Origin of the sequence: Nocardioides sp. SR21 (assembly GCF_022761125.1) — a bacterium.
GTDB lineage: Bacteria > Actinomycetota > Actinomycetes > Propionibacteriales > Nocardioidaceae > Nocardioides.
Genome location: NZ_JAKWJR010000001.1, coordinates 204369 through 228366, shown reverse-complemented (window position 1 = coordinate 228366; position 23998 = coordinate 204369). Strand labels below are relative to the sequence as shown.

Annotated in this window: 15 protein-coding genes; 8 read left to right on the top strand and 7 right to left on the bottom strand. The window is 69.4% G+C overall.

Going from position 1 to position 23998, the window contains the following annotated elements:
* The first annotated feature begins 8 nt into the window (after window positions 1-8).
* From MJ604_RS01135 to MJ604_RS01100, 8 genes are all read left to right on the top strand, one after another.
* Window positions 9-1178, top strand: a complete 1170-nt coding sequence (locus MJ604_RS01135; protein ID WP_243056436.1) for a cellulase family glycosylhydrolase — start codon at window positions 9-11, stop codon at window positions 1176-1178.
* Between the two features lie 218 nt (window positions 1179-1396).
* Window positions 1397-1657, top strand: a complete 261-nt coding sequence (locus MJ604_RS01130) for a hypothetical protein (protein ID WP_243056435.1) — start codon at window positions 1397-1399, stop codon at window positions 1655-1657.
* Window positions 1654-3783 (top strand): glycosyltransferase, encoded by a 2130-nt coding sequence (locus MJ604_RS01125; protein WP_243056434.1) that lies wholly within the window; start codon window positions 1654-1656, stop codon window positions 3781-3783. Before MJ604_RS01130 ends, MJ604_RS01125 begins: the two co-directional genes overlap by 4 nt.
* On the top strand, window positions 3780-5477 hold the full coding sequence (locus MJ604_RS01120; RefSeq protein ID WP_243056433.1) for a hypothetical protein: 1698 nt from the start codon (window positions 3780-3782) through the stop codon (window positions 5475-5477). Before MJ604_RS01125 ends, MJ604_RS01120 begins: the two co-directional genes overlap by 4 nt.
* Window positions 5474-6376, top strand: a complete 903-nt coding sequence (locus MJ604_RS01115) for a hypothetical protein (protein WP_243056432.1) — start codon at window positions 5474-5476, stop codon at window positions 6374-6376. The genes MJ604_RS01120 and MJ604_RS01115 overlap by 4 nt, the downstream gene beginning before the upstream one ends.
* Window positions 6373-7572: a hypothetical protein gene (locus MJ604_RS01110; RefSeq protein WP_243056431.1), complete on the top strand. Its 1200-nt coding sequence runs from the start codon at window positions 6373-6375 to the stop codon at window positions 7570-7572. The genes MJ604_RS01115 and MJ604_RS01110 overlap by 4 nt, the downstream gene beginning before the upstream one ends.
* Entirely contained in the window at window positions 7569-9008 is a 1440-nt protein-coding gene (locus tag MJ604_RS01105) for a PstS family phosphate ABC transporter substrate-binding protein (protein WP_243056430.1), read from the top strand. The genes MJ604_RS01110 and MJ604_RS01105 overlap by 4 nt, the downstream gene beginning before the upstream one ends.
* The gene (locus MJ604_RS01100; protein ID WP_243056429.1) at window positions 9005-10027 is read left to right on the top strand and encodes a hypothetical protein; all 1023 of its coding nucleotides are present in this window, start codon (window positions 9005-9007) and stop codon (window positions 10025-10027) included. Before MJ604_RS01105 ends, MJ604_RS01100 begins: the two co-directional genes overlap by 4 nt.
* Here MJ604_RS01100 and MJ604_RS01095 read toward each other — a convergent pair.
* The 7 genes from MJ604_RS01095 to rpoB form a co-directional block, all read right to left on the bottom strand.
* Window positions 9990-10901, bottom strand: coding sequence for an NUDIX hydrolase (locus MJ604_RS01095; RefSeq protein WP_243056428.1), 912 nt, complete (start codon window positions 10899-10901; stop codon window positions 9990-9992). The two genes, MJ604_RS01100 and MJ604_RS01095, sit on opposite strands and share 38 nt — an antisense overlap.
* Window positions 10901-12136 carry a geranylgeranyl reductase family protein gene (locus MJ604_RS01090; RefSeq protein WP_243056427.1) on the bottom strand — a complete coding sequence of 412 codons (1236 nt, stop codon included), beginning with the start codon at window positions 12134-12136 and terminating at the stop codon, window positions 10901-10903. The genes MJ604_RS01095 and MJ604_RS01090 overlap by 1 nt, the downstream gene beginning before the upstream one ends.
* A 26-nt stretch (window positions 12137-12162) precedes the next feature.
* Entirely contained in the window at window positions 12163-12666 is a 504-nt protein-coding gene (locus MJ604_RS01085; protein ID WP_243056426.1) for a DUF4232 domain-containing protein, read from the bottom strand.
* A 108-nt stretch (window positions 12667-12774) separates the two neighbouring features.
* Window positions 12775-14292 carry an IPT/TIG domain-containing protein gene (locus MJ604_RS01080; RefSeq protein ID WP_243056425.1) on the bottom strand — a complete coding sequence of 506 codons (1518 nt, stop codon included), beginning with the start codon at window positions 14290-14292 and terminating at the stop codon, window positions 12775-12777.
* A gap of 225 nt (window positions 14293-14517) precedes the next feature.
* Complete coding sequence (locus MJ604_RS01075) at window positions 14518-15747, bottom strand: IPT/TIG domain-containing protein (RefSeq protein ID WP_243056424.1); 1230 nt, start codon at window positions 15745-15747, stop codon at window positions 14518-14520.
* 537 nt (window positions 15748-16284) lie between these two features.
* Window positions 16285-20163 carry a DNA-directed RNA polymerase subunit beta' gene (locus MJ604_RS01070; protein ID WP_243056423.1) on the bottom strand — a complete coding sequence of 1293 codons (3879 nt, stop codon included), beginning with the start codon at window positions 20161-20163 and terminating at the stop codon, window positions 16285-16287.
* A 119-nt stretch (window positions 20164-20282) separates the two neighbouring features.
* Window positions 20283-23747: a DNA-directed RNA polymerase subunit beta gene (rpoB, locus tag MJ604_RS01065; protein WP_243056422.1), complete on the bottom strand. Its 3465-nt coding sequence runs from the start codon at window positions 23745-23747 to the stop codon at window positions 20283-20285.
* Window positions 23748-23998 lie beyond the last annotated feature (251 nt).

Here is a 23998-nt window from a genome sequence, read left to right as displayed (position 1 = left end):
GGGGCTCCATGCGATACGCGCGCTGGATCGCGCTGGCCGCAGTCATCGTGCTGCTGTCGGGCGGTGCGCTGTACGCCCAGATGCGCCCGCCGGTGTCCTCCGGCGGCGTCGTCGAGACCGGAGCCGCCCACCCCGTCGTGCAGGGCAACCGGATCGTCGACGCCCGCAGCGAACGCGAGTTCGTGCCGCGCGGCGTCAACTGGAGCAGCTTCGAGTACGCCTGCGCGCAGGGCTGGGGCATGTCGTCGCTCGACAACGTCGTCGCCCAGGACCCGGCCGCCGCCCAGGCGAAGTCGATCGCCCAGTGGGGCGCCAACACCGTGCGGCTGCCGCTGAACCAGGACTGCTGGCTCGGCACCCGTGGCGCCCCGGTCAGCGACCAGTACGTCGAGCGCACCGTCGAGGGCTACCGCACGGAGGTCCACGACTTCATCACCGCGCTCAACCGCGAGGGCATCGTCGTGATCCTCGACCTGCACAGCCGCAAGCGGATCGGCCAGCCGGAGTTCGGCAACCTCGCGATGCCGGACTCGGAGTCGATCGCGTTCTGGACCTCGGTCGCCACCGCCTACCAGGACAACCCGTCGGTGCTGTTCGACGCGTTCAACGAGCCGTACTCGCGCTGGAACGCGAGCAGCACCCGCTATCTCTTCGACCTGACCTGGCAGTGCTGGCGCGACGGCGGCTGCCGCGCGCCGATCGAGGACGACCAGAGCGCCACGGTCGCCCGCGTCACCTACGTCGTGCAGGGCATGGACGCGATGGTCAGCGCGATCCGCAACACCGGAGCGACCCAGCCGATCCTGCTCGGCGGCCTCGACTACTCCAACGACCTGTCGCACTGGCAGGAGTTCGCTCCCGACGACGACCAGCTGATCGCGGCGTTCCACTCCTACGACTTCAAGGAGTGCGGCACGAAGGAGTGCTGGAACGACGTGATCGGGCAGCTCGCCGACAGCGTCCCGGTGCTGACCTCCGAGCTCGGCGCCGAGGACCCGCTCGACGGGTACGTCGACGACTACCTGGCGTGGGCCGACGAGCACAACCTCGGCGCGCTGTTCTGGGTGTGGGCCGACCACCCCGCGGACCCGATGGCGCTGGTCGCCGACGAGAAGGGCCGGCCGACGGCGTACGGCCGCCTCGCCCGAGACTGGATGGCCGGCCACCAGAGCAGGTGACGGGCCCTCACGTCTCCGAAATCCACACCCGATGAACGGCTGGGCAACGCTTCTGCCACAGATTCCCAACGCTGGACCAGACCGGCCCAGGAGCCGTCGGCAAGGGGACTACGTTTACCGCATCGGACTCATCATTCGGTGAACGGCACGCGGCCATGCGTGTCAGCATGAAAGGCGGAAGTCTCGGGGGAGGCTTCACCGAGCAGGGGGGACGCATCATGACGGTGCAGGCGAGTTCGTCGCGCTCCGCGACCAAGTCGATCGGTGCGGCGTTCGTCAACCTCGTGATCACCCTCGTGATCTGCATCGCGATCCTGCTCGCGTTCCTCATCGCGCCGCTCGTGGCCCTCGGCCTCGCCTACCTCGCGTACGTCGTGTGGCGTCCGCGCAGCGGCAAGAAGTCGAGCGCGCCCGCGGCCCCCGGTGAGCCGCGTCAGCCCGGCGCCGCCTCGCACGGCTTCGGAGCTGGTGCCTCGTGACGACCATCCAGACCCGCACCAATCCCCGCCTGACCGACGGGATCGCCCAGGACCTGCGCTTCCTCATCCCCGAGGGCATCTGCCGCACGTTCCGGGTGATGCCGTACGCCTCCGTCGACGGCACCGTCCTGGTGGCCGCCGCGGACGCCGACGACAAGATCACCGCCCACGTGGTCGCCGAGCGCATCGACCGCCCGGTCACGCTGGTCCGGCACACCGTCAACGAGATCGTCGCCGCGATCGACTCGGTGTACCCGCCGCAGGAGACCGAGGTCGAGACGCCCGAGGCGCGCCGCACCCGGATGCAGATGGCCCAGATGCTCACCCGCAGCGGGCTGATCACCGACGACCAGCTGCAGCGCGCGATGCTCGAGTACTCCCGCACCGGCGACCCGCTGGGCGACATCCTCGTCTCGCACGAGGCGATCTCCGAGGACGTCCTGGTCGCCGCGCTGTCGGAGATGTACCAGATGCAGCGCGTCGGCCTGTCGGAGTTCACGCCCGACCTCGAGGTCGCTCGCCGGCTGCCCGAGCCGCTCGCCCAGGCGTTCCAGGCCGTGCCCGTCGCCGCCACCGACGACCTGGTGCTGCTCGCCGTCGCCCGCCCGCTCGACACCGAGCAGGCGGCCGAGGTCGAGGAGGCGCTCGGCTCCCCGTTCCGCCAGCTGCTGGCGAACCGGACCGAGCTCGACCAGCTGATCCAGCGGGTCCACGCCCGGCACTACGCCGAGGTCTCGACCCGGCTGCTGATGGAGACCCGTCCCGAGGACTCCGCCCACGTCGTCATCTCCGGCGGCCAGAAGGCCGGCCTGGTGATGCTGCTGATCGCCATCGTGGTCTGCGCCGTGATCTGGCCGCTCGAGACCGCGATCGGCGTCGTCGGCTTCTGCAGCCTGCTCTACCTCGTCGTGTCGTTCTACAAGTTCCGCCTGACGCTGCGCGCCCTCGGCACGCACCTCGAGACCGACGTCACCGACGAGGAGATCGCGGCACTCGACGAGCGGCACCTGCCGATGTACACGATCCTGGTCCCGCTCTACAAGGAAGCCGCGATCGTCCCCCGCCTGGTGCGCGACATCAACGCGCTGGACTACCCGCGCACCCGCCTCGACGTGAAGCTGCTGTGCGAGGAGGACGACGAGGAGACCGTCGACAAGATCCGCGCGATGCAGCTCCCGCCGCACTTCCACCTCGTCGTCGTACCGGACAGCCAGCCGAAGACGAAGCCGAAGGCGTGCAACTACGGCCTCCAGCTCGCCACCGGCGAGTTCACCGTCATCTACGACGCCGAGGACCGGCCGGACCCCGATCAGCTGAAGAAGGCGATCATCGCGTTCAGCCGGGTCCCCGACAACGTCGTGTGCGTCCAGGCGAAGCTGAACCACTTCAACCAGGACCAGAACATGCTCACGGCGTGGTTCGCCAACGAGTACTCGATGCACTTCGAGCTGATCCTGCCCGCGATGGGTGCGGCCGAGTCGCCGATCCCGCTCGGGGGCACCTCCAACCACTTCGTCACCGCCAAGCTGCGCGAGCTCGGCGCCTGGGACCCGTTCAACGTGACCGAGGACGCCGACCTCGGCATCCGGCTGCACCGCGAGGGCTACCGGACCGCGATGATCGACTCCACCACGCTGGAGGAGGCCAACTCCCAGATCCCGAACTGGATCCGTCAGCGCAGCCGGTGGAACAAGGGCTACATCCAGACGTGGCTGGTGCACATGCGGCACCCGTTCGCGCTGATGTCCCAGACCGGGCTGCGCGGGTTCATGAGCTTCAACCTGACGATGGGCAGCGCGTTCGTGCTGCTGCTCAACCCGATCTTCTGGGCCCTCACGACGCTGTACGTGTTCACGCAGGCGGGGTTCATCGAGAACCTCTTCCCGGGCGTCATCTTCTACACCGCCAGCGCGCTGCTGTTCATCGGCAACTTCGTGTTCGTCTACCTCAGCCTCGCCGGCAGCCTGCAGCGCGGTGAGTTCAGCCTGACGCGGACCGCGCTCCTGGCCCCGCTCTACTGGGGCCTGATGAGCTGGGCGGCCTGGAAGGGCTTCATCCAGCTCTTCACGAACCCGTTCTACTGGGAGAAGACCACGCACGGTCTCGACGACGGGTCGCACTCATGAGCACCACCACCAGCACCGTCACCGTCGTCCACACCAAGGAGCGCCTGAGCGGCGTCGTCCAGGTCGTCGGCCGCCGCAACAACGACGTGCCGCGCCGCTGGTGGGAGAGCTTCCTGGTCTTCGCGTTCTTCACCGTCGCGTACACGCTGATCGGCCACTGGGTGGTCGTCGACATGCACGTGGTCGGCTTCGAGACGCTCGACCGGCTGAACCGCGCGCTGATGGTCTGGCACAACGACCCGGCCAAGCTGTCCGCGATCGGCTTCGACTACCCGCCGCTCGCCACCCTGCTCATCGCGCCGCTGGCGGTGTTCCGCAGCTTCGTCACCTCGATGGTGGTCGTGCCGGTCGCCTCGGCGATGTTCGCCGCGATCACGATGGTCGCGTTCAACACGATGATGCGCCGGGCGCTGGTCAGCGGCCCGCTGCGCTACGCCGTGCTGCTCGCCCTCGGCGCCAACCCGCTGGTGCTGCTGTACGCCACCACGGGCACCCGCCACTTCGTCTGGATCGCGTTCGTCGTCACGGGCCTGGGCGCGCTGTTCGCCTGGTACATCACCGCGGACGTGCGGTTCGTGATGCTCGCCGGCATCGCCTACGCCTTCGCCGTGCTGTCCGGCTACTCGGGCCTGGTGTTCTTCGTGCTCAGCGCGATCATGATCGGTGCGGTCCTCGCCCGGCTCGGCGCCGACGGGACGGAGGTCGAGGGCACCGTCGTCGGCTTCGGTGCACCCACGGTCTACGTGATCGCGCTGTGGACCGTGTTCAACCTGATCCTGCTGGGCCGGCCGTTCGCCTGGATCACCCGCAGCAGCGACTCTGCCGCATCCGGCGGCCTCGACCAGTTCTCCGGCGTGGAGCTGCTCAAGGCCACCGGCGAGCTGGTCCTGTACGGCGCTCCGATCGCGATCATCGTGCTCCCGGCGCTGATCTTCGCGGGCTTCGCGCGCGGCAACCCGTTCGCGCTGTGGCTCGGCGTCCTGCTGGGCGCGGCGATCCTGACGCCCGCGATGGCGATCGTGCTCCGGCTGACCGACTCGCCGATGCTGATGCGCAACGCGCTGCCGATCCTGCTGCTGTCCATCGTGGGGGCGATCTGGTTGGCCCGGTCGGCCGACGAGGGCAGCACCCTCGTGGCCGCCCTCCTCGTGGTCGGGCTGGTCATCAGCATCCCGTGGACGCTGCAGCAGATGAAGACGTACCGCTACCAGAACCTCGAGGCGCCGTTCGCGGCCGCGCTCACGACCGGCGAGTCCCAGGAGGGCGCCGAGACGCTCAACCGGGAGAAGGTCGGCGTCGAGTCCGAGCAGGCGATGGCGACGTACATCCGCAACAACGTCACGCGCGACGACTCGATCCTGACCGACAACGCCCAGACGTACGCCGTGATGATGCTGACCGGCCACCCGGAGTACTTCTTCGACCGGGTCGACCAGAGCGACGGTCCCTGGAAGGTCGCGGCCCGCGACCCGGGCACGTACGTGGACTACATGCTGATCCCGACGTCCGACAACGGCGACCTGCTCTACAAGCTCTACCCCGAGGCCGCCGCCGGGTCCGACCCGCGCCTCCAGGTCGTCTACCGCACGCCGCGCTACGTGCTCGTCGGTGTGCCCGCGGACTACCGCCCCTCCGACGCCGAGACGACCACGACCACGACGACCACCACCGACGAGGAAGGGGCCGCGTCATGACCGACGACCGTGCATCGCGCATCGCGCCGCCGCCCTCCGTCGACGACGTGCTGTCGTCCCTGCTGGACGACGCCAGCCGGATCGGCCAGGTCGACTTCACCGCCAGCCTGGGCGAGCCGCCGGCCGAGCGCCGCGAGCCCGCCGCCCCCGCACCGGCCACCTCGCTGCGCCGGGTCCCGCCGCCGTCGCCCGCGCCCGTCTTCGAGCCCGTGGCCGAGGAGCCCGAGCCGGAGCCCGAGCCGGAGCCCGAGCCGGAGCCGGAGCCGGAGCCCGAGCCCGTCGAGGAGCCCGTGGCCGAGGCCGAGCCCGAGGTCGAGGTCGAGGTCGAGCCGGAGCCGGAGCCGGAGCCCGAGCCCGTCGTCGAGGAGCCCGTCGTCCAGGTCGTGAAGCCGGCCAAGGCGAAGAAGCTGCGCGCCGCGAAGGCCGGCAAGCCGGTGGTGACGCCGGTCCTGGAGCTGGCACCCGACCCGGAGCCCGACCCGGAGCCGGAGCCCGAGCCGGAAGCAGCGCTGCCGCCGGCGGTCGCACCCGTCATCCAGCGCGACGTCGCCCGGGTGGTCGAGGAGGTCGCCGAGGGCGTGATCGCCCGGATGCACGCCGCCGAGGAGGCGGTGCTGCGCCACATCGAGGCGATGGAGGTCGAGGCCAGCCGTCGCTACGAGCTGGTGACCGCCCAGGCCGAGCTCGACGCCGAGCTGATCCGCCTCCAGTCGCGCCGCGAGGCGCACGCGATCATCAGCGCCGCGCGGATGCGCGCCGGCGAGATCGACGACGTCGACGACGACCCGGACGGCGAGGGGCACCGCCTGTCGGTGTTCAGCGACTCCGTCGCGCGCGTCGCCGACACCACGGAGTCGACCCTGGCTTCGGCACGTGCCCGTCGGGGGGATCCGTCATGAGCACCCAGCAGAGGCGGCGGGCTCAGTACGCCGCCGCCGTGACCGCCGCGTTCGCCGTGCTCCTCGCGGGCTGCGGTGGCAGTGGCGACGACGACAACGAGAGCGGCCGCACCCCGGGCGACGTCGTGGTGACCGTCGACCCGGAGGAGTCCACCGGCGTCGTGGTGCCCGAGCGCCAGTTCTTCAGTGACGAGTCGCCGTGGAACCAGCGCATCGACACCGCCCAGATCGCGCCGACGTCCGCGCAGATGATCGAGCTCGCGCACTACCGGATCGGCGTGTACGAAGGGCCGACCGGCCAGACGATCACGCGCAAGCTGCGCATCGACGAGGGCCTGTACATCAACACCGACCGCTGGACCGTGCCGGTCGTGGCGGGCGGCGAGCCCACCTCGCTGGTGTGCCGCCAGCTCGTGTGCGGAGACGGCGCCAACACCACGGTGCTGAACATCCCGGACGACGTCGACCCGGACCCGCGCTACGACGGTTGGTACACGGTCTTCGACACGACCTCGTCGACGGCGTACGACCTGTGGCGCGCGCGCCGCGAGGACGACGACACGATCTCGTACAACTACATGCGCAAGTGGGACCTCGACGGCCCCGGCTACAGCGAGGCGTACCACGAGGGCGCCCGCGGCTCGGGCCTGCCGCTGTTCGCCGGCCTGATCCGGCCGCGCGAGCTGCAGTCCGGCGAGATCCGGCACGCACTCGCGATCAGCCTGCCCGGTCCGGCCGCGGGTTGGTTCGTGTCGCCGGCCTCGTCGACCGACGGCAACGGCCGCAACGGCTCGATCCCCGAGGGCGCCCGGATCCGGCTCAAGCGCGACGTCGTGCTGCCCGCGCCGATCGACCCGCGCACCGGCAAGGAGATCAAGCTGACCGCGCTGCAGCAGCGACTCGCCGACGCGATCGTCGCCTGCCTGCGCACGTACGGCGCGATCGTCGTCGACCGCGCCGCCGTCCCGACGCTGTACGCCCAGCGCGACGCCACCAACAACCTGATCCGCGGCAACGAGCTGCAGGGCCTGCGGCTCAGCGACTTCGAGGTGCTGCCCCTCGGCCGCCGCTACGTCTACCCGCCGGACCGCGACACCGTCGCAGGCGAGCTGGTCGGACCCGAGGGCACGTCCTCGCCGACCGGCACCGCGTCGGAGACGCCGTCCAGCTCGCCGACCGATGGAGTTCCCCAGTGAGCCGCCGCCAGCGCCTGTTCGGGAGCCTCGCCGCCTGCGCGGTCGGTCTCTCCCTGGTCACCGCGTGCTCCGACCCGGCCGACAACGCCAGCGACTCCGTCAGCCAGGACCAGGCCGCCAACTTCCGTGACGAGCAGGCCCAGCTGCAGGAGGTCCAGCGGGCGCACGACGCGCTCCCGGACCGCCCGAGCGGCGTCGTCAGCATCGACGGGTCCACCGGTGGCTCGCTGACCGCCTACGAGGTCGGGCTCTACGAGTCGACCCCGAACGCCGCCGAGATCCAGGTGGCCGACAACGGCGAGGACCAGGCGTTCCAGGAGCTGTGCTCCGGCCAGATCGACCTCGTCGACTCGGCGCGCCCGATCAGCCGGGCCGAGTGGGAGGCCTGCCAGGCCGTCGGCCTCGACGTCGTGCAGTTCCAGGTCGCCGCCGAGGCGATCGTGATCGCGATCAAGTCCGAGACCGACGTCGGCGCGGACTGCCTGTCGGTCGACCAGGTCCGCGACCTCTACCGCGCCGGTTCGCCGCTGACCAACTGGAGCCAGCCGCCGCTCGGCTTCGACGACGTACCGCTCAAGGTGGGTGGCCCGAGCCCCGAGAACAACGGCTTCGGCTTCTTCGGCCGCTACGTCCTCGACGCCCCGGAGCCCTCGCAGGTCGACCTGCGCTCGGACTACTTCCTGGCGCAGACCGACGAGGAGGCACGCCGCTTCGTCGTGGGCAACCCCCAGCTGGCGCTGCGCGCCTCCCGGTTCGACGACGTGAGCCGCCGCCGCGCCCAGGCCGACCAGGCCGTCCAGGACGCGCGCAACGAGCTGCTCGCCGCGAAGGAGGAGCTCGCGATCGCGCTCGCCGAGCGGGAGAAGGGCATCCGCGACGAGCGCAGCGCGGCCGACAAGGCCAAGGACCAGGCGCGCGTCGACAAGGCGTACCCGCGCCTCTCCGACGCCCGGATCCGGTACAACCGGGTCAAGGACCGCTTCGCCGAGTGGGACCACGTCTACAACGGCGTCAGCACCGCCCGTCGCCTGTACGCCGGCTACCGCGGCCACGTGGCCTACTTCCGGTTCAGCTACTACAACCTCTTCGAGGACCAGCTGCGACCGTTCGAGATCACCGACTCCAACGGCCAGGTGAACTGCATCTTCCCGAGCCAGCGCACGATCGTCAGCGGCGAGTACCCGCTGGCCCGCCAGCTGCTCATCACGACGACCACCGACTCCCTGCAGCGCGGCGAGGTCCGGGACTTCCTGACCCACTACCTCCGCAACGCCCAGGAGGCCGCTGCCGAGGCCCGGCTGGTGCCGCTCACGTCGGAGACCGTCGACCTCGAGCTGGCCTGGCTCACCGGTGACCAGGCGCCGCTGCTGGTCGCTCCCGACGACGATGCCACCGCGCCTGCTCAGCCGGTGCAGAGCGAGAAGCCTGCGCGATGACCTCGCGGGTCACCCGTCTCTCGGCTCTGGGTGCCGCGGTCCTGATGGGGCTCGCGGCGCTCGGCGTGGGTCCGACGTACGCCGGTGACCAGGGCCGCCCGGCCGAGCGGCGGATGCAGGTGTCCGACAAGATCCGCGTGGTCTGGCACGGCGAGCAGTCGCGCCCGAAGTACCAGAAGGTCGCCGACGTCCCCGGCATCGGCCAGACCGAGCTGATCTGCCGCCCCAACAACACGATCCTGCGGATCCGCGCCAACGACCGGCGCGCCGAGACGCAGATGTGGATGGCGAAGTTCGAGACCAAGAACGACCGCAGCGTCGTCGCGGTCAAGACGCTGCGCATCTACACGTTCGACACCGCCGGCGACGACGGCACCGGCGGCACCGGCTGGCAGGCCCACGAGGGCTTGAACCAGTGGAACCCGATCGAGGACTTCAGCAAGGGCTCGGCGTACGGCGTGATCAGCCAGCGTCCCGGCCGGCAGAACAACGGCGGCGGACCGCTGGCGCTCCCGGCGACGGCCTTCAAGCTGAACTGGTGGTGGGAGCGGTTCGCCTACCCCGGCAGCCAGTACTGCAAGATGACGCTGAAGCTGGGCACGGACACCCAGCGCCAGTTCGGGCTGAGCTGGCACGGCGACGCCGAGGCCTCGGGCGCCTCCTCCAGCTCCACGCCGATCCCCGGCTTCGGCACGGCCCAGCTGCGGTGCGAGACCGGTCGCAACGGCACCCGCTCGGTCGCCCTCGCCACCGACGACCCGAACGCCTTCATGGACTACGAGTACATCACCGAGGAGGGCGCGGTCGCCGACCACGTCGTCCACTACAAGAACCTGCGCCAGGACCCGTTCACCGGGATGCTCGGGCCGGTCCCGCTGCCGACCAACGGCATGATGCGGATCTGGTGGTCGGTGAACGGAGTGAAGAAGGCCTGGGTGCTCTCGTCCTACGTGAAGGGCAACAGCACCGCCCGCCCCGAGCTCAACTACTGCGAGATCGCCGCGGCTCCGCTGCCCTGAGCGCCACCCGGACGACCTCGAGCACCGGCAGCGCACCGGACTCGACGTCCACGACCGGAACCCACGCGACGGCGTCGGTCGTGCCGCCCTCCTCGGTCAGTCGAGGCTCGGCGTCGTCGTGGATCGTCGCGTCGAAGACCAGGCCCACCGAGTGGAAGTCCTCGAACCGCCCCGACGGGGCCGTGCCGCTGAAGTGCTCGTCGTGCACCGCGACCAGCTCGCCGACCCCGCACTCGACCCCGCACTCCTCGCGGACCTCGCGCACCAGCGCGGACCGCGGCGCTTCACCGTGGCCGACGCCGCCGCCGGGCAGCGTCCAGGAGCCGGTGTGGAACCCGCGCGAGGAGATCCGCACCAGCAGCACGGCGCTCTGCCCGTCCTCAGCACGACGGATCAGCGCGTAGGTGCCCAGCCGCTGGTGTCGGTACGGCCGGTGGTCGGCGAGCGCCTCGAGCACCATCGGCGCCACCGGCACGCTCCCGTCGAGGACCTGGGCCAGCGGCTTCCACGCCGCCTCGACCGTCGAGCCGTCGACCTCCACGACCCGCGGCGCCGGCGAGTCGACCGGCACCCAGCCGTCGTACACGATCCGCAGCGCGTGCGCGTCGACGCGGCGGCCGTCGCGCCAGACCCCCGGCAGGTGCGCGGAGTACACCCGCGCGGTCTCGCCGATCTCGACGTCCAGCCCGGTCTCCTCGTGCACCTCGCGCACGACCGCGTCGCGCGGATCCTCGCCGTGGTCGAGCCCGCCACCGGGCAGGGTCCAGAGCTCGTCGGCCGAGATGGTCGGCGACAGCCGGCTCAGCAGGATCCGCTCCCCGCTGAGGATCACGGCGTACGCCGCGACCCGCTGTCGCTTCGGGAGCCCGGACATCAGCTGAAGGGCGCGCGGTCGTCCAGGGCGATCGAGCGGCGACCGGCCCAGCGCCACACCCGCGCGGCTCGGTCGCGGTCCTCGTCGGTCACCAGGTTGCCCATCCAGCGCAGGGCCAGGGTCATCAGCCAGTCCGATCGCATCCCGGCCGGCCCCAGCGTGGGCAGCAGCCGCGGCACCGTCACCAGCCCGGCCAGCCGGCGCGCGATCGAGAACGACTCGCCGTAGTGCTCGCGCAGCAGCGCCGGCCACACCTCCGCGAGGTCGCGGTGCTCCGCGAGGACCTCGGCGACCAGGCGCCCGGTCTCGAGGCCGTAGTCGATGCCCTCGCCGTTGAGCGGGTTCACGCAGGCGGCCGCGTCGCCGATCAGCGCCCAGTTGGGCCCGGCGACGTTCGAGACCGCCCCACCCATCGGCAGCAGCGCGGACGTCGGCATCCGCAGCTCACCCGACAGCTTGAAGTCCTCGCGACGCTGCTCGGCGTAGTGCGCCATCAGCGGCTTGATCGCGATGTCGGCCGGGCGCTTCGCGGTCGCCAGCGTGCCGACACCGAGGTTCACCTCGCCGGTCCCGAGCGGGAAGATCCAGCCGTACCCCGACAGGATCTTGCCGTCCTCACCACGCAGCTCGAGGTGCGAGCTGATCCACGGGTCGTCGGACATCTCGGAGGCGACGTACGACCGCCCGGCCACGCCGTAGACGGTCTCCCGGTGCCACTCGCGCCCGAGCACCTTGCCCAGCGGCGAGCGCACGCCGTCCGCCACGATCAGGCGCTGGCAGGCGATCTCGACCGGCCCGTTGGCCGTCTTGAACACCACTGCGCTCACCCGGTCGCCGTCACGGCGTACGTCGAACGCGCGGTGCCCGTCGACCGCGACCGCGCCGGCCTTGATGGCCGTGGTCCGGAGGTGGTCGTCGAGCTCGGTGCGCGCGACCGCCGAGCCCCAGTCGGGCAGCGAACCGCCGGGCCACGGCAGCAGCAGGGTCTGGCCGAAGCCGTGCGCGCGCAGCCCCTGGTTCACCGTGTGCGCACGCAGCCAGTCCTCGAGACCCAGCCGCTGCAGCTCGCCGATCGCCCGGGGCGTGAGCCCGTCGCCGCAGGTCTTGTCGCGCGGGAACACCGCGGCGTCGACGAGCACCACGTCCGCGCCCGCGCGGGCAGCCCACGCCGCGGCGGCCGACCCGGCGGGTCCGGCGCCCACGACGAGGACGTCGGTCTGCGCGGGAGTGCTCACTCCCCCATTGTCTCAGGCCCTGCGGCTCACCGCGGCATCCGGTAGGGCTTGTGCGTGATCAGGTGCACGTGACGGTTGCGGCAGCCCGTCGTCGGGTGCGCGACGAACTGCGAGCGGGTCTCGTTCGGGAGGTAGACCCGGAACCCGTCGACCGCCTCCGGCCGGCACTCCCGCCGCGGGTACGCACCCGCGTCGGTCTCCGACACCGCGCTCACGACCTTCTCTCCCGGCCCCACCACGACCGACCGCACGTGCCCGGGCACCCGGTCCGCCGCCGCCCCGACCTGGGTCCCGTCCCCACCCCCGACGTACGACAGCCCGCCGTACCCACCGGTCCGGCAGGCGTGGTCCGACACGTTCTTCAGCACGATCCGCCCGTACTCGTGACTCATCCCCGCATCCGAGGACCGGTACGACGCCACCAGCTCCGCATTCGTGCACGCGGCTACGACCTGCGCCGACGCTGCCCCCACCGGCACCAGACCGGCGACCACCAGACCAGCAGCCGCCACGACAAGAGAGATCTTCATGCCGCTGGGACACTCGCATGACCGGGAAAGTTGCCCGAAATTCCGGACCGGCGCAGTCCCCCAAGGGGACTGCGCCGGTCGGGTGCGGCTCACGCCGCGGAGCTGCTATCAGGGAGTGCTGTCGACGGCGAAGTCGATGACCGCGGCCTCCCAGGTGGTGCCACCGTCCTTGCTGATCTGGACGTGGTAGTCACCGTCGGTCAGGTCGGCCGCAAGCTCGACGCTGCCGAGCGTGCCGCCCGAGCCGATGGACGCCACGGTGCCCTGCACAGCGCCGGCCTGGCCCTGAGCGGTGGTGTAGTAGCGGACCTTCTGGCCGACGACGAGGTTGGTGCCCTCGAGGTCGATGGTGGCCTTGCCGCCCGGGGCGTCAGCCGCGAACGTGTAGCTGGCCTCGGTCAGGACCGGAGCCGGGGTCGGGGTCGAGACGGAGCCGACGTTGAAGTCGAACTTCGTGGACGGGGTCGCGAACCAGGTGGTGACCTCGACCTTGTAGGCCGCGCCGTCCGGCAGGGCCGGCAGCGTCACCTTGGCGGAGGTCGGGGAGACGACCGAGATCTTCGAGCCCGAGTAGACCTTGACGGTCGTGGTGGTGCTGTAGACCTTGACGGCCTTGAGACCGACCAGGTTGGTACCGGTCAGGGTGACCTCGCCGCCGGCGGCCTTCTGGCCGGAGATGGCGGTCACGGTCGGGGCCTTGGCGGCCACGCGGTCGAGCTGCTCGGTCGCGGTCTCGCCGTACTTGGTGGTGACGACCAGGTCCTTGGCCGTGACAGCCGCGCCCTTCGGGATCGTGACGGTCAGCTTCGTCTTGTCCGTGGTCTTCGCGAACGTCACCTTCTCGGTGCCGTTGAAGGTCGCGCTCACGACGAGGTCGAGGTTGGTGCCGGTCAGGGTGACGGCGGTCGGGGCCTCGACGAGGACCTCGCCGACGCTGACGGCCGAGATGGTCGGCTTGGTGGCCGAGTAGGTCACGTAGCCGAGGTAGTCGGTCTCGCCACCGTCGGTGACGACGACGTCCTGCTCGCCCGTGAGGCCGGCCGGGTAGTCGAACGTGAACTTGGTGCCGTCGGCGGCCGGGCCACCGGTGGTCTTGTCGAACTTCACCGACTTGCCGCCGACGAAGACCTTGGTGCTCTTCGTGATGTGGTTGCCCACGACGGTCTGGCCAGCGGCGCCGGCCTCGGAGCTCACGACCACGTCGTCCAGGTCGTCCTGGTCGGTGGTGATGGTGGCGAGGTAGGTGAACTTCGGGCCCTTGACGGCGTCGCCGACGGTCACGTTGACCGAGCCGGCCGCGGTGGTGGGGACCTTCACGACGAGCGTCGTGCCAGAGAGGGCGGTGACGTCCGAGGCGGTGACGGTCTTGTCGCCGAACTTGACGGCCTTGGCGACCCAGTCGCCCTCGGAGTCCTTGGTGGCGAGCTTGGTGCCCTTGACGAGCACGTTGTCGCCGGCGTGAGCCTTGGCGACCGAGAGGCGGGCGACGACGGTGTCGATCGTCACGGCCTTCGCGTGCGCGCCCGCGGCCTGAGCCGCCGGGATCGTGGTCAGAACAGCGCCGCCGGCGAGGGCGAGGCTGAGGAAGAGGGCCGCCGTCCGTGGCGTCCGATTCCGGTTAGACATGGGGGGTCTCCTGCTGGTCTACGGATAGGAACACCGCCGGTTCCGTCCGACGGCGGCCACCGCCCAGCGCGTACCTAGGGGTGTACGTAGGGAAGTGGCACAGGTCTTATCGGCCGCCGAGGCCCCCCTCATGAGGATTTCGGCGAACGCCCGGTGTGCCAGAACACACGTCGGCCCCGCGACCCGAAACCGGGCGGCGGGGCCGACGGTCGTGCTAGACGGCGATCAGCTGGCGGCGACGGTGAACTCGAACGCCGTCGACGCGGTCGCGCTCACGGCGGTCACCGACACGGTGTACGTACCGGCGGCCAGGGCCGGGAACGTCACCTTGGCGGACTTGCCGTCCGCGGCCACCACGAACTTCGAGCCGGCGAACAGCTTGTTGGCCTCGTTCTTGATGACGACCTTCTTCAGGCCGGTGAGGCCGGTACCCGTCAGCGTGATCTCACCGGCGGTGGAGGCCGTGACGGTCGAGACGGCGGTGACGGTCGGCGTCGGCGCCGGCGCGCGGTCGATCTCGATCGTCGCGGTGGCGCCGTACTTGGTGGTCAGGGTCAGCTTGCCGTCCTCGAGGGCCGCGCCCTTCGGGATCGTCACGGTCAGCTTGGTGGCGTCGGTGGTCTTCTTGAACGTCACCTTGGCACCGCCGTAGGTCGCGCTGGTGACCTTGTCCAGGTTGGTCCCGGTCAGCTCGATGTTCGTGTTCGCCTCGACGAGCGCACCGCTCGAAGCGGCAGTCACGGCGATCTGGGCCGGCACGTAGACCACGAAGCCCGCGATGTGGACGGTGCCCGAGTCGGTGACGAGCACGTCCTGCACCCCGACCAGGCCCGCCGGGACGTCGAACGTGATCTTCGTGCCGTCCGTGGCGACGCTGGTGATCTTCACGGGCTTGCCACCGACGAGGACCTTGGTCGTCTTGGAGAAGTTGGTGCCCTCGACCGTGAGGCCGGTCGCACCGGTCTCGGTCGTGACCGTGCCACCCTCCAGGAGATCCAGGGTGATATCCACGGTCACCGGAGCGTTGTAGGTGAACTTCACGCCCTTGGCCGCGTCACCGACGGTCAGCGTGACCGTCCCGTTCGCGTGCTTGGGCACGGTGACCAGGATCAGCTCGCCCTTGAACCCGAGGACCGTGACGCGGTCCGCTGCGACGACGGTGTCGCCGAACTTCACGGTCTTGGCCTTCCACGTCTTCAGCTCAGGGAAGTTCTCGTCCGCCTCCTCCGCGGCGAGGTTGGTGCCCGCGATGATGATCATCTGGCCCGGCGAGCCCTTGGTGGCCGAGACGCGCGTGATGGTCGTCGCCGACGTGTCACCCGCCTTCGGGTGGGCGGGCGCCACGTGGACCTGCGGGGCCGCCTCGGCGGCCGGGACAAGACTGAGGGAGGCAGCGCCGAGCGCCGCGCTGAGAAGGAGGGCCGCCATCCGTGGCGTCCGGTTCCGGTAGGACATTCGTGTCTCCTGGTGTACCGAAGGGAACGCCGCCGGATCCGTCCCGCGGCGACCACCTCACCCTCGAGTCCTTGGGGGCATGCAGGAGAGACGGCCTGTGCCCATCGGCCGCAGGCGGGCACTCATGAGGGAAACACCCAACACATCAGGAGGCACGACCGAGGAGGAGCGGGCGCGCAAGAGGTGCGCCGAAGGCCCTCGGTGACCGCCGATCGAGCGTAGAACCGAGGCCTGGCGGAGCGAAGCGAGGACACGGCGAGGTAGCGAGGAGGCGGCCACCGAAGGTGGCCGTAGGCGCACCACGCAGCACGTCTCGGCCGACGAGGAGACAACGACCCCCGCGCCACCGCGCGGCGAAATGCCGAAGGCCCCACCACCCGCAGTGGGGTGATGGGGCCTTGCGGATCGATCTGTTGAACGACTTGGTTTCGAGACGCGTCACGCATCCCGCGCTGGCGCGCGGTCTACGTCGACGCCCTCAACCTGGCTCCTGGTTACCGGAACTGAGGCTCGTTGAGCGCTTCGCGCTCGCCGAGCTCAGTTCTGGTAGGAGCCAAAGTCGAAGTCGTCCAGGGCGACGGCCTGACCGGTGCCGTTGCCGAACTCGTAGTCGTAGGAGTCGTAACCCGTGACGGAGTACGCCGCGGCGCGGGCCTCCTCGGTGGGCTCCACCCGGATGTTGCGGTACCGCTCGAGGCCGGTACCAGCCGGGATCAGCTTGCCGATGATCACGTTCTCCTTCAGACCGCGCAGCGAGTCCGAGCGACCGTGGATCGCCGCGTCGGTGAGGACGCGGGTGGTCTCCTGGAAGGAGGCCGCCGAGAGCCACGACTCGGTCGCCAGCGAGGCCTTGGTGATGCCCATGAGGACCGGGCGACCCGAGGCCGGCTTGCCGCCCTCGGAGACCACGCGACGGTTCTCCTCCTCGAACCGGACCCGGTCGACCAGGTCGGACGGGAGCAGGTTGGTGTCACCGGACTCGATCACCGTGACCCGGCGCAGCATCTGCCGCACGATGATCTCGATGTGCTTGTCGTGGATCGACACACCCTGCGACCGGTACACGGCCTGGACCTCGTCCACCAGGTGCTCCTGCGCCCGGCGAACGCCGAGGATGCGGAGCACGTCCTGCGGGTCCGGCGTACCGGACGTCAGGTGGTGGCCGACCTCGACGTGCTGACCGTCGGTGACGTTCAGGCGCGAGCGCTTCGAGACCGGGTACTCCTGGACCTCGGAGCCGTCGTCCGGCGTGATGAGGACCTTGCGGGACTTGTCGGTGTCCTCGATCTCCACGCGGCCGGCGGCCTCGGAGATCGGGGTACGACCCTTGGGCGACCGAGCCTCGAAGAGCTCGACCACACGGGGCAGACCCTGCGTGATGTCGTCCGCGGAGGCCACACCACCGGTGTGGAAGGTACGCATGGTCAGCTGCGTGCCGGGCTCACCGATCGACTGGGCCGCGATGATGCCGACGGCCTCGCCGATGTCGACGAGCTTGCCGGTGGCCAGCGAGCGGCCGTAGCACTTCGCGCAGGTACCGGTGCGGGCGTCACAGGTCAGCACGGAGCGGACCTTGACCTCCTCGATACCGGCGGCGACGAGCTCACCGATCTTGACGTCACCGAGGTCCTCACCAGCGGTGGCGAGCACCTCCCCGGTCTCCGGGTGGGTGACCTCGACGGCGGCCGAGCGGGCGTACGCCGCGGTCTCGGCGTTCTCCGCCTTGACCACGGTGCCGTCCTCACGACGCTCACCGATCCGCTTCGGCAGACCACGCTCGGTGCCGCAGTCGTCCTCACGGATGATGACGTCCTGCGACACGTCCACCAGACGACGGGTCAGGTAGCCCGAGTCGGCGGTCCGCAGCGCGGTGTCCGCCAGACCCTTGCGGGCACCGTGCGTCGCGATGAAGTACTCGAGAACGGTCAGGCCCTCACGGAAGTTGGACTTGATCGGGCGCGGGATGATCTCGCCCTTCGGGTTGGCCACGAGACCACGCATGGCCGCGACCTGCCGGATCTGGTTCATGTTTCCGGAGGCGCCCGACTCGACCATCATGTAGATCGGGTTGGCGCGGTCGAAGGTCGACTCCATGGCCTTCCCGACCTCGTTGGCCGCCTGGGTCCAGATCTCGATGAGCTCCTGGCGGCGCTCCTCGTCGGTGACCAGACCACGCTCGAACTGCTTCTGGACCTTGGCCGCCTGGGCCTCGTAGCCCGAGAGGATCTCGGCCTTCTCGCCCGGGGTGGTCACGTCGTCGATCGAGACCGTGACGCCGGAGAAGGTGGCCCAGCGGAAGCCGGTGTCCTTCAGGGCGTCCAGCGAAGCGGCGACCTCGACCTTGGTGTAGCGCTCGGCCAGGTCGTTGACGATCGCGCCGAGGGCCTTCTTGCCGACCTCGTAGTTCACGAACGGGTAGTCGGCCGGCAGGGTCTCGTTGAACAGCGCGCGACCGAGGGTGGTCTCGAGCGTGATCGACTGACCCGACTCGAGCTCCTCGCCGAGCTCCAGCGGCGGGACGATGTCGTCGAAGCGGATCTTGACCGGCGTCTGGAGCGCGATCTCGCCGCGGTCGAACGCCATGATCGCCTCGGCGACCGACGAGAACGCCCGGTTGTCGCCGGTGCCGACGACGCCGTCCCGGTCGGTCGTCAGGAAGAACAGGCCGATGATCATGTCCTGGGTCGGCATGGTCACCGGACGGCCGTCTGACGGCTTCAGGATGTTGTTCGTCGACAGCATCAGGATCCGGGCCTCGGCCTGCGCCTCGGCCGACAGCGGCAGGTGCACCGCCATCTGGTCACCGTCGAAGTCGGCGTTGAACGCCGAGCAGACGAGCGGGTGGATCTGGATGGCCTTGCCCTCGATCAGCTGCGGCTCGAAGGCCTGGATGCCGAGGCGGTGCAGCGTGGGTGCACGGTTGAGCAGCACCGGGTGCTCGGTGATGACCTCTTCGAGGACGTCCCACACGACCGGGCGGGCGCGCTCGACCATCCGCTTGGCGGACTTGATGTTCTGCGCGTGCGACAGGTCGACGAGGCGCTTCATCACGAACGGCTTGAAGAGCTCGAGCGCCATCTGCTTGGGCAGACCGCACTGGTGCAGCTTCAGCTGCGGACCCGACACGATGACCGAACGGCCCGAGTAGTCCACGCGCTTGCCGAGCAGGTTCTGACGGAAACGACCCTGCTTGCCCTTGAGCATGTCGGACAGCGACTTCAGCGGCCGGTTGCCCGGGCCGGTGACCGGACGACCACGACGGCCGTTGTCGAACAGCGAGTCGACGGCCTCCTGGAGCATCCGCTTCTCGTTGTTGACGATGATCTCGGGCGCACCGAGGTCGAGCAGCCGCTTGAGGCGGTTGTTCCGGTTGATCACGCGGCGGTACAGGTCGTTCAGGTCGGAGGTCGCGAAGCGGCCACCGTCGAGCTGCACCATCGGGCGCAGGTCCGGCGGGATGACCGGGACGGCGTCGAGGACCATGCCCTGCGGCTTGTTGCCGGTCTTGCGGAACGCGTCGACGACCTTGAGGCGCTTGAGGGCGCGGACCTTCTTCTGGCCCTTGCCGTTGGCGATGGTGTCGCGCAGCGACTCCACCTCGGCCGGGATGTCGAAGTCCTCGAGGCGCTTCTGGATCGCCGTGGCGCCCATGTGGCCCTCGAAGTACTTGCCGAACCAGTTCTTCATCTCGCGGTAGAGCATCTCGTCGCCCATCAGGTCCTGGACCTTGAGGGACTTGAAGGTGTTCCACACCTCGTCGAGGCGGTCGATCTCGCGCTGCGCGCGGTCGCGCAGCTGCTTCATCTCGCGCTCGGCACCGTCGCGGACCTTGCGGCGCGCGTCGGCCTTGGCGCCCTCGGCCTCGAGGGTCGCGAGGTCCTCCTCGAGCTTCTTGGTGCGGTCCTCGAGCGAGCCGTCGCGACGCTTCTCGAGGCGCTCGCGCTCGAGCTGCACCTTGCCCTCGAGCGAGGACAGGTCGCGGTGACGGGCGTCCTCGTCGACCGAGGTGATCATGTACGCCGCGAAGTAGATGACCTTCTCGAGGTCCTTCGGCGCCAGGTCGAGCAGGTAGCCGAGGCGGCTCGGGACACCCTTGAAGTACCAGATGTGGGTGACCGGGGCGGCCAGCTCGATGTGGCCCATGCGCTCACGACGCACCTTGGACCGGGTCACCTCGACGCCGCAGCGCTCGCAGATGATGCCCTTGAAGCGGACCCGCTTGTACTTGCCGCAGTAGCACTCCCAGTCCCGGGTGGGACCGAAGATCTTCTCGCAGAAGAGGCCGTCACGCTCGGGCTTGAGCGTGCGGTAGTTGATGGTCTCCGGCTTCTTGACCTCGCCGTGGCTCCACGTGCGGATGTCGTCCGCCGTGGCCAGGCCGATCTGAAGCTGGTCGAAGAAGTTCACGTCGAGCACGGTGGCTGCAACCCTTCGGTAGTTCTAGGAAAAGTGAAGTTGGTGGGGGCGGAGGGCCGGCCCCGGTGGTTGAGCAAGGCGTCCTGGCGCCTGTCTCGAAACCCCCGGGGCCAGCTGACTCACACCTCTTCGACCGAGCTGGGCTCGCGACGCGACAGGTCGATGCCGAGCTCCTCGGCGGCGCGGAAGACGTCTTCCTCCGCGTCCCGGAGCTCGATCTGCGCGCCGTCCTGGTTGAGCACCTCGACGTTCAGGCAGAGCGACTGCATCTCCTTGACGAGAACCTTGAACGACTCGGGGATACCGGAGTCGGGGATGTTCTCGCCCTTCACGATCGCCTCGTAGACCTTGACGCGACCGGGCACGTCGTCGGACTTGATCGTGAGCAGCTCCTGCAGGGCGTAGGCGGCGCCGTACGCCTCCATCGCCCAGACCTCCATCTCACCGAACCGCTGGCCACCGAACTGGGCCTTACCGCCCAGCGGCTGCTGCGTGATCATCGAGTAGGGGCCGGTGCTGCGCGCGTGGATCTTGTCGTCCACGAGGTGGTGCAGCTTCAGGATGTACATGTAGCCGACCGAGACCGGGTCCGGGAACGGCTCACCCGAGCGGCCGTCGAACAGCGACGCCTTGCCGGTCTCGTCGATCATCCGCACGCCGTCGCGGTTGGGGATCGTCGAGCCGAGCAGGCCGGTGATCTCGTCCTCGCGAGCGCCGTCGAACACGGGCGTCGCCACGTTGGTGTTCGGCTCCGCCTTGTCCGCGTGGATCTTGATCAGGCGCTGCTTCCAGTCGGACTTCTTGTCGCCCTCGTGGAGGTCGAGGTCCCAGCCCTGCTTGGCCAGCCAGCCCAGGTGCAGCTCGAGGATCTGACCGATGTTCATCCGTCGCGGCACACCGAGCGGGTTGAGCACGACGTCGACCGGGGTGCCGTCCTCCATGAACGGCATGTCCTCGATCGGCAGGATCTTCGCGATGACGCCCTTGTTGCCGTGGCGACCGGCGAGCTTGTCGCCGACGGAGATCTTGCGCTTCTGCGCGACGTACACGCGCACCAGCTGGTTGACGCCCGGGGGGAGCTCGTCGCCGTCCTCGCGGTCGAACACGCGGACGCCGATGACCGTGCCGGACTCACCGTGCGGCACCTTCATCGAGGTGTCGCGGACCTCGCGCGCCTTCTCACCGAAGATCGCGCGGAGCAGCCGCTCCTCCGGGGTCAGCTCGGTCTCGCCCTTGGGCGTGACCTTGCCGACCAGGACGTCACCGGTGGTGACCTCGGCGCCGATGCGGATGATGCCGCGCTCGTCGAGGTCGGCCAGCATCTCCTCGGAGACGTTCGGGATGTCCCGGGTGATCTCCTCGGGGCCGAGCTTGGTGTCGCGGGCGTCGACCTCGTGCTCCTCGATGTGGATCGAGGTGAGGATGTCCTCCTGAACCAGGCGCTGGCTCAGGATGATGGCGTCCTCGTAGTTGTGGCCCTGCCACGGCATGAACGCGACCAGGAGGTTCGTGCCCAGCGCCATCTCGGCGTCGTCGGTGCACGGACCGTCGGCGATCGGCGAGCCGACCTCGACCCGGTCACCCTCGGAGACCAGCGGGCGCTGGTTGATGCAGGTGCCCTGGTTCGAGCGCTTGAACTTGGCCAGCTTGTACGTGGAGTACGTGCCGTCGTCGTTCATCGTCTCGATGATCTCGGCGGAGACGTCCTTGACCACACCGGCAGCGGTCGCGACGACCACGTCGCCGGCGTCGACCGCGGCGCGGTACTCGATGCCGGTGCCGACCAGCGGCGCGTCGCTGCGGATCAGCGGCACGGCCTGGCGCTGCATGTTGGCGCCCATGAGCGCGCGGTTGGCGTCGTCGTGCTCGAGGAACGGGATCAGGGCGGTCGCGACCGACACCATCTGGCGCGGCGAGACGTCCATGTAGTCGACCTCGTCGGCCAGGACCTCGGAGACCTCACCGTTGCGCTGGCGGACCAGCACGCGCTCCTCGGCGAAGCGACCCTTGTCGTCGAGCGCGGCGTTCGCCTGCGCGATGACGTAACGGTCCTCGTCGTCGGCGGTGAGGTAGTCGACCTGGTCGGTGACCTTGCCCTTCTCGACCCGGCGGTACGGCGTCTCGACAAAGCCGAACGGGTTGATCCGTCCGTACGACGCGAGCGAGCCGATCAGACCGATGTTCGGGCCTTCCGGCGTCTCGATCGGGCACATGCGGCCGTAGTGCGACGGGTGGACGTCACGGACCTCCATGCCGGCGCGGTCACGGGAGAGACCACCCGGGCCGAGCGCCGAGAGGCGACGCTTGTGCGTCAGGCCGGCGATCGGGTTGGTCTGGTCCATGAACTGCGACAGCTGCGAGGTGCCGAAGAACTCCTTCAGCGCCGCCACCACGGGACGGATGTTGATCAGGGACTGCGGCGTGATCGCCTCGACGTCCTGGGTCGTCATCCGCTCGCGGACCACGCGCTCCATGCGGGCCAGGCCCGTGCGGAGCTGGTTCTGGATCAGCTCGCCGACGGTGCGCATCCGGCGGTTGCCGAAGTGGTCGATGTCGTCGGACGAGATGTCGAGCGCGCCCTGGGGCGACTCGATCTGCTCGCGGCCGTCGTGCAGCGCGACGATGTACTTGATCGCGGCGACGACGTCGTCGATGGTCAGCGTCTGCTGGTCGAAGGCCTCGACCAGGCCGAGCTTCTTGTTGATCTTGTAGCGACCGACCTTCGCGAGGTCGTAGCGCTTCGGGTTGAAGTAGTAGTTGTTCAGCAGCGTCTGCGCGGCCTCGCGCGTCGGCGGCTCGCCCGGGCGCAGCTTGCGGTAGATGTCGAGCAGCGCGTCGTCCTGGCCCTGGGTGTGGTCCTTCTCCAGGGTCAGCATCATCGACTCGTACTGGCCGAACTCCTCGCGGATCTGCTCGTTGGTCCAGCCGAGGGCCTTGAGCAGCACCGTGACGTTCTGCTTGCGCTTGCGGTCGAGACGGACGCCGACCAGGTCGCGCTTGTCGATCTCGAACTCGAGCCAGGCGCCGCGCGAGGGGATGAGCTTCGCGGTGTAGATGTCCTTGTCGGACGTCTTGTCGGCGGTCCGCTCGAAGTACACGCCAGGCGAACGGACGAGCTGCGACACGACGACGCGCTCGGTGCCGTTGATGATGAAGGTGCCCTTGTCGGTCATGAGCGGGAAGTCGCCCATGAAGACCGTCTGGCCCTTGATCTCACCGGTGTCGTTGTTGGTGAACTCCGCGGAGACGTACAGCGGAGCGGAGTAGGTGAAGTCCTTCTCCTTGCACTCGTCCACGGTGTACTTGGGGTCGTAGAAGACCGGGTTCTCGAACGAGAGGGACATCGTCTCGGAGAAGTCCTCGATCGGGGAGATCTCCTCGAAGATCTCCTGGAGACCGGACTTGCTGGAGACGTCCTCACCCTCGGCTCGGCGGCGCTCGACGGCGGCCTGCCACTTCTCGTTCCCGACCAGCCAGTCGAAGCTGTCGGTCTGGAGCGAGAGAAGCTGAGGAACTTCGAGAGGTTCGGTGATCTTTGCGAAAGAGATGCGGCGGGAGTTACCAGAGGTGGTGCGCGCGGCCAAGAGGTGTCCTTCGACGATTCGCTCTTCGATCTGCGTCAACCCACCACAAAATCAGCCACCGGGCAGGCCGAAGAGCATTTGAGGGCAGACGCAAAGAAGCAGCCTACCGCACACGCGGGCACCTCACAAACCCCGGAATGCCGCCTCGGGGTCGCGTTGGCGACGATCATGAACGGCGAACCGGGTCAGGTCAAGCGGGCCCGCCGTGGGAGGGCCCGCCGCAGGGCGGCGGGGGGCGGGTCGTTGTCTCC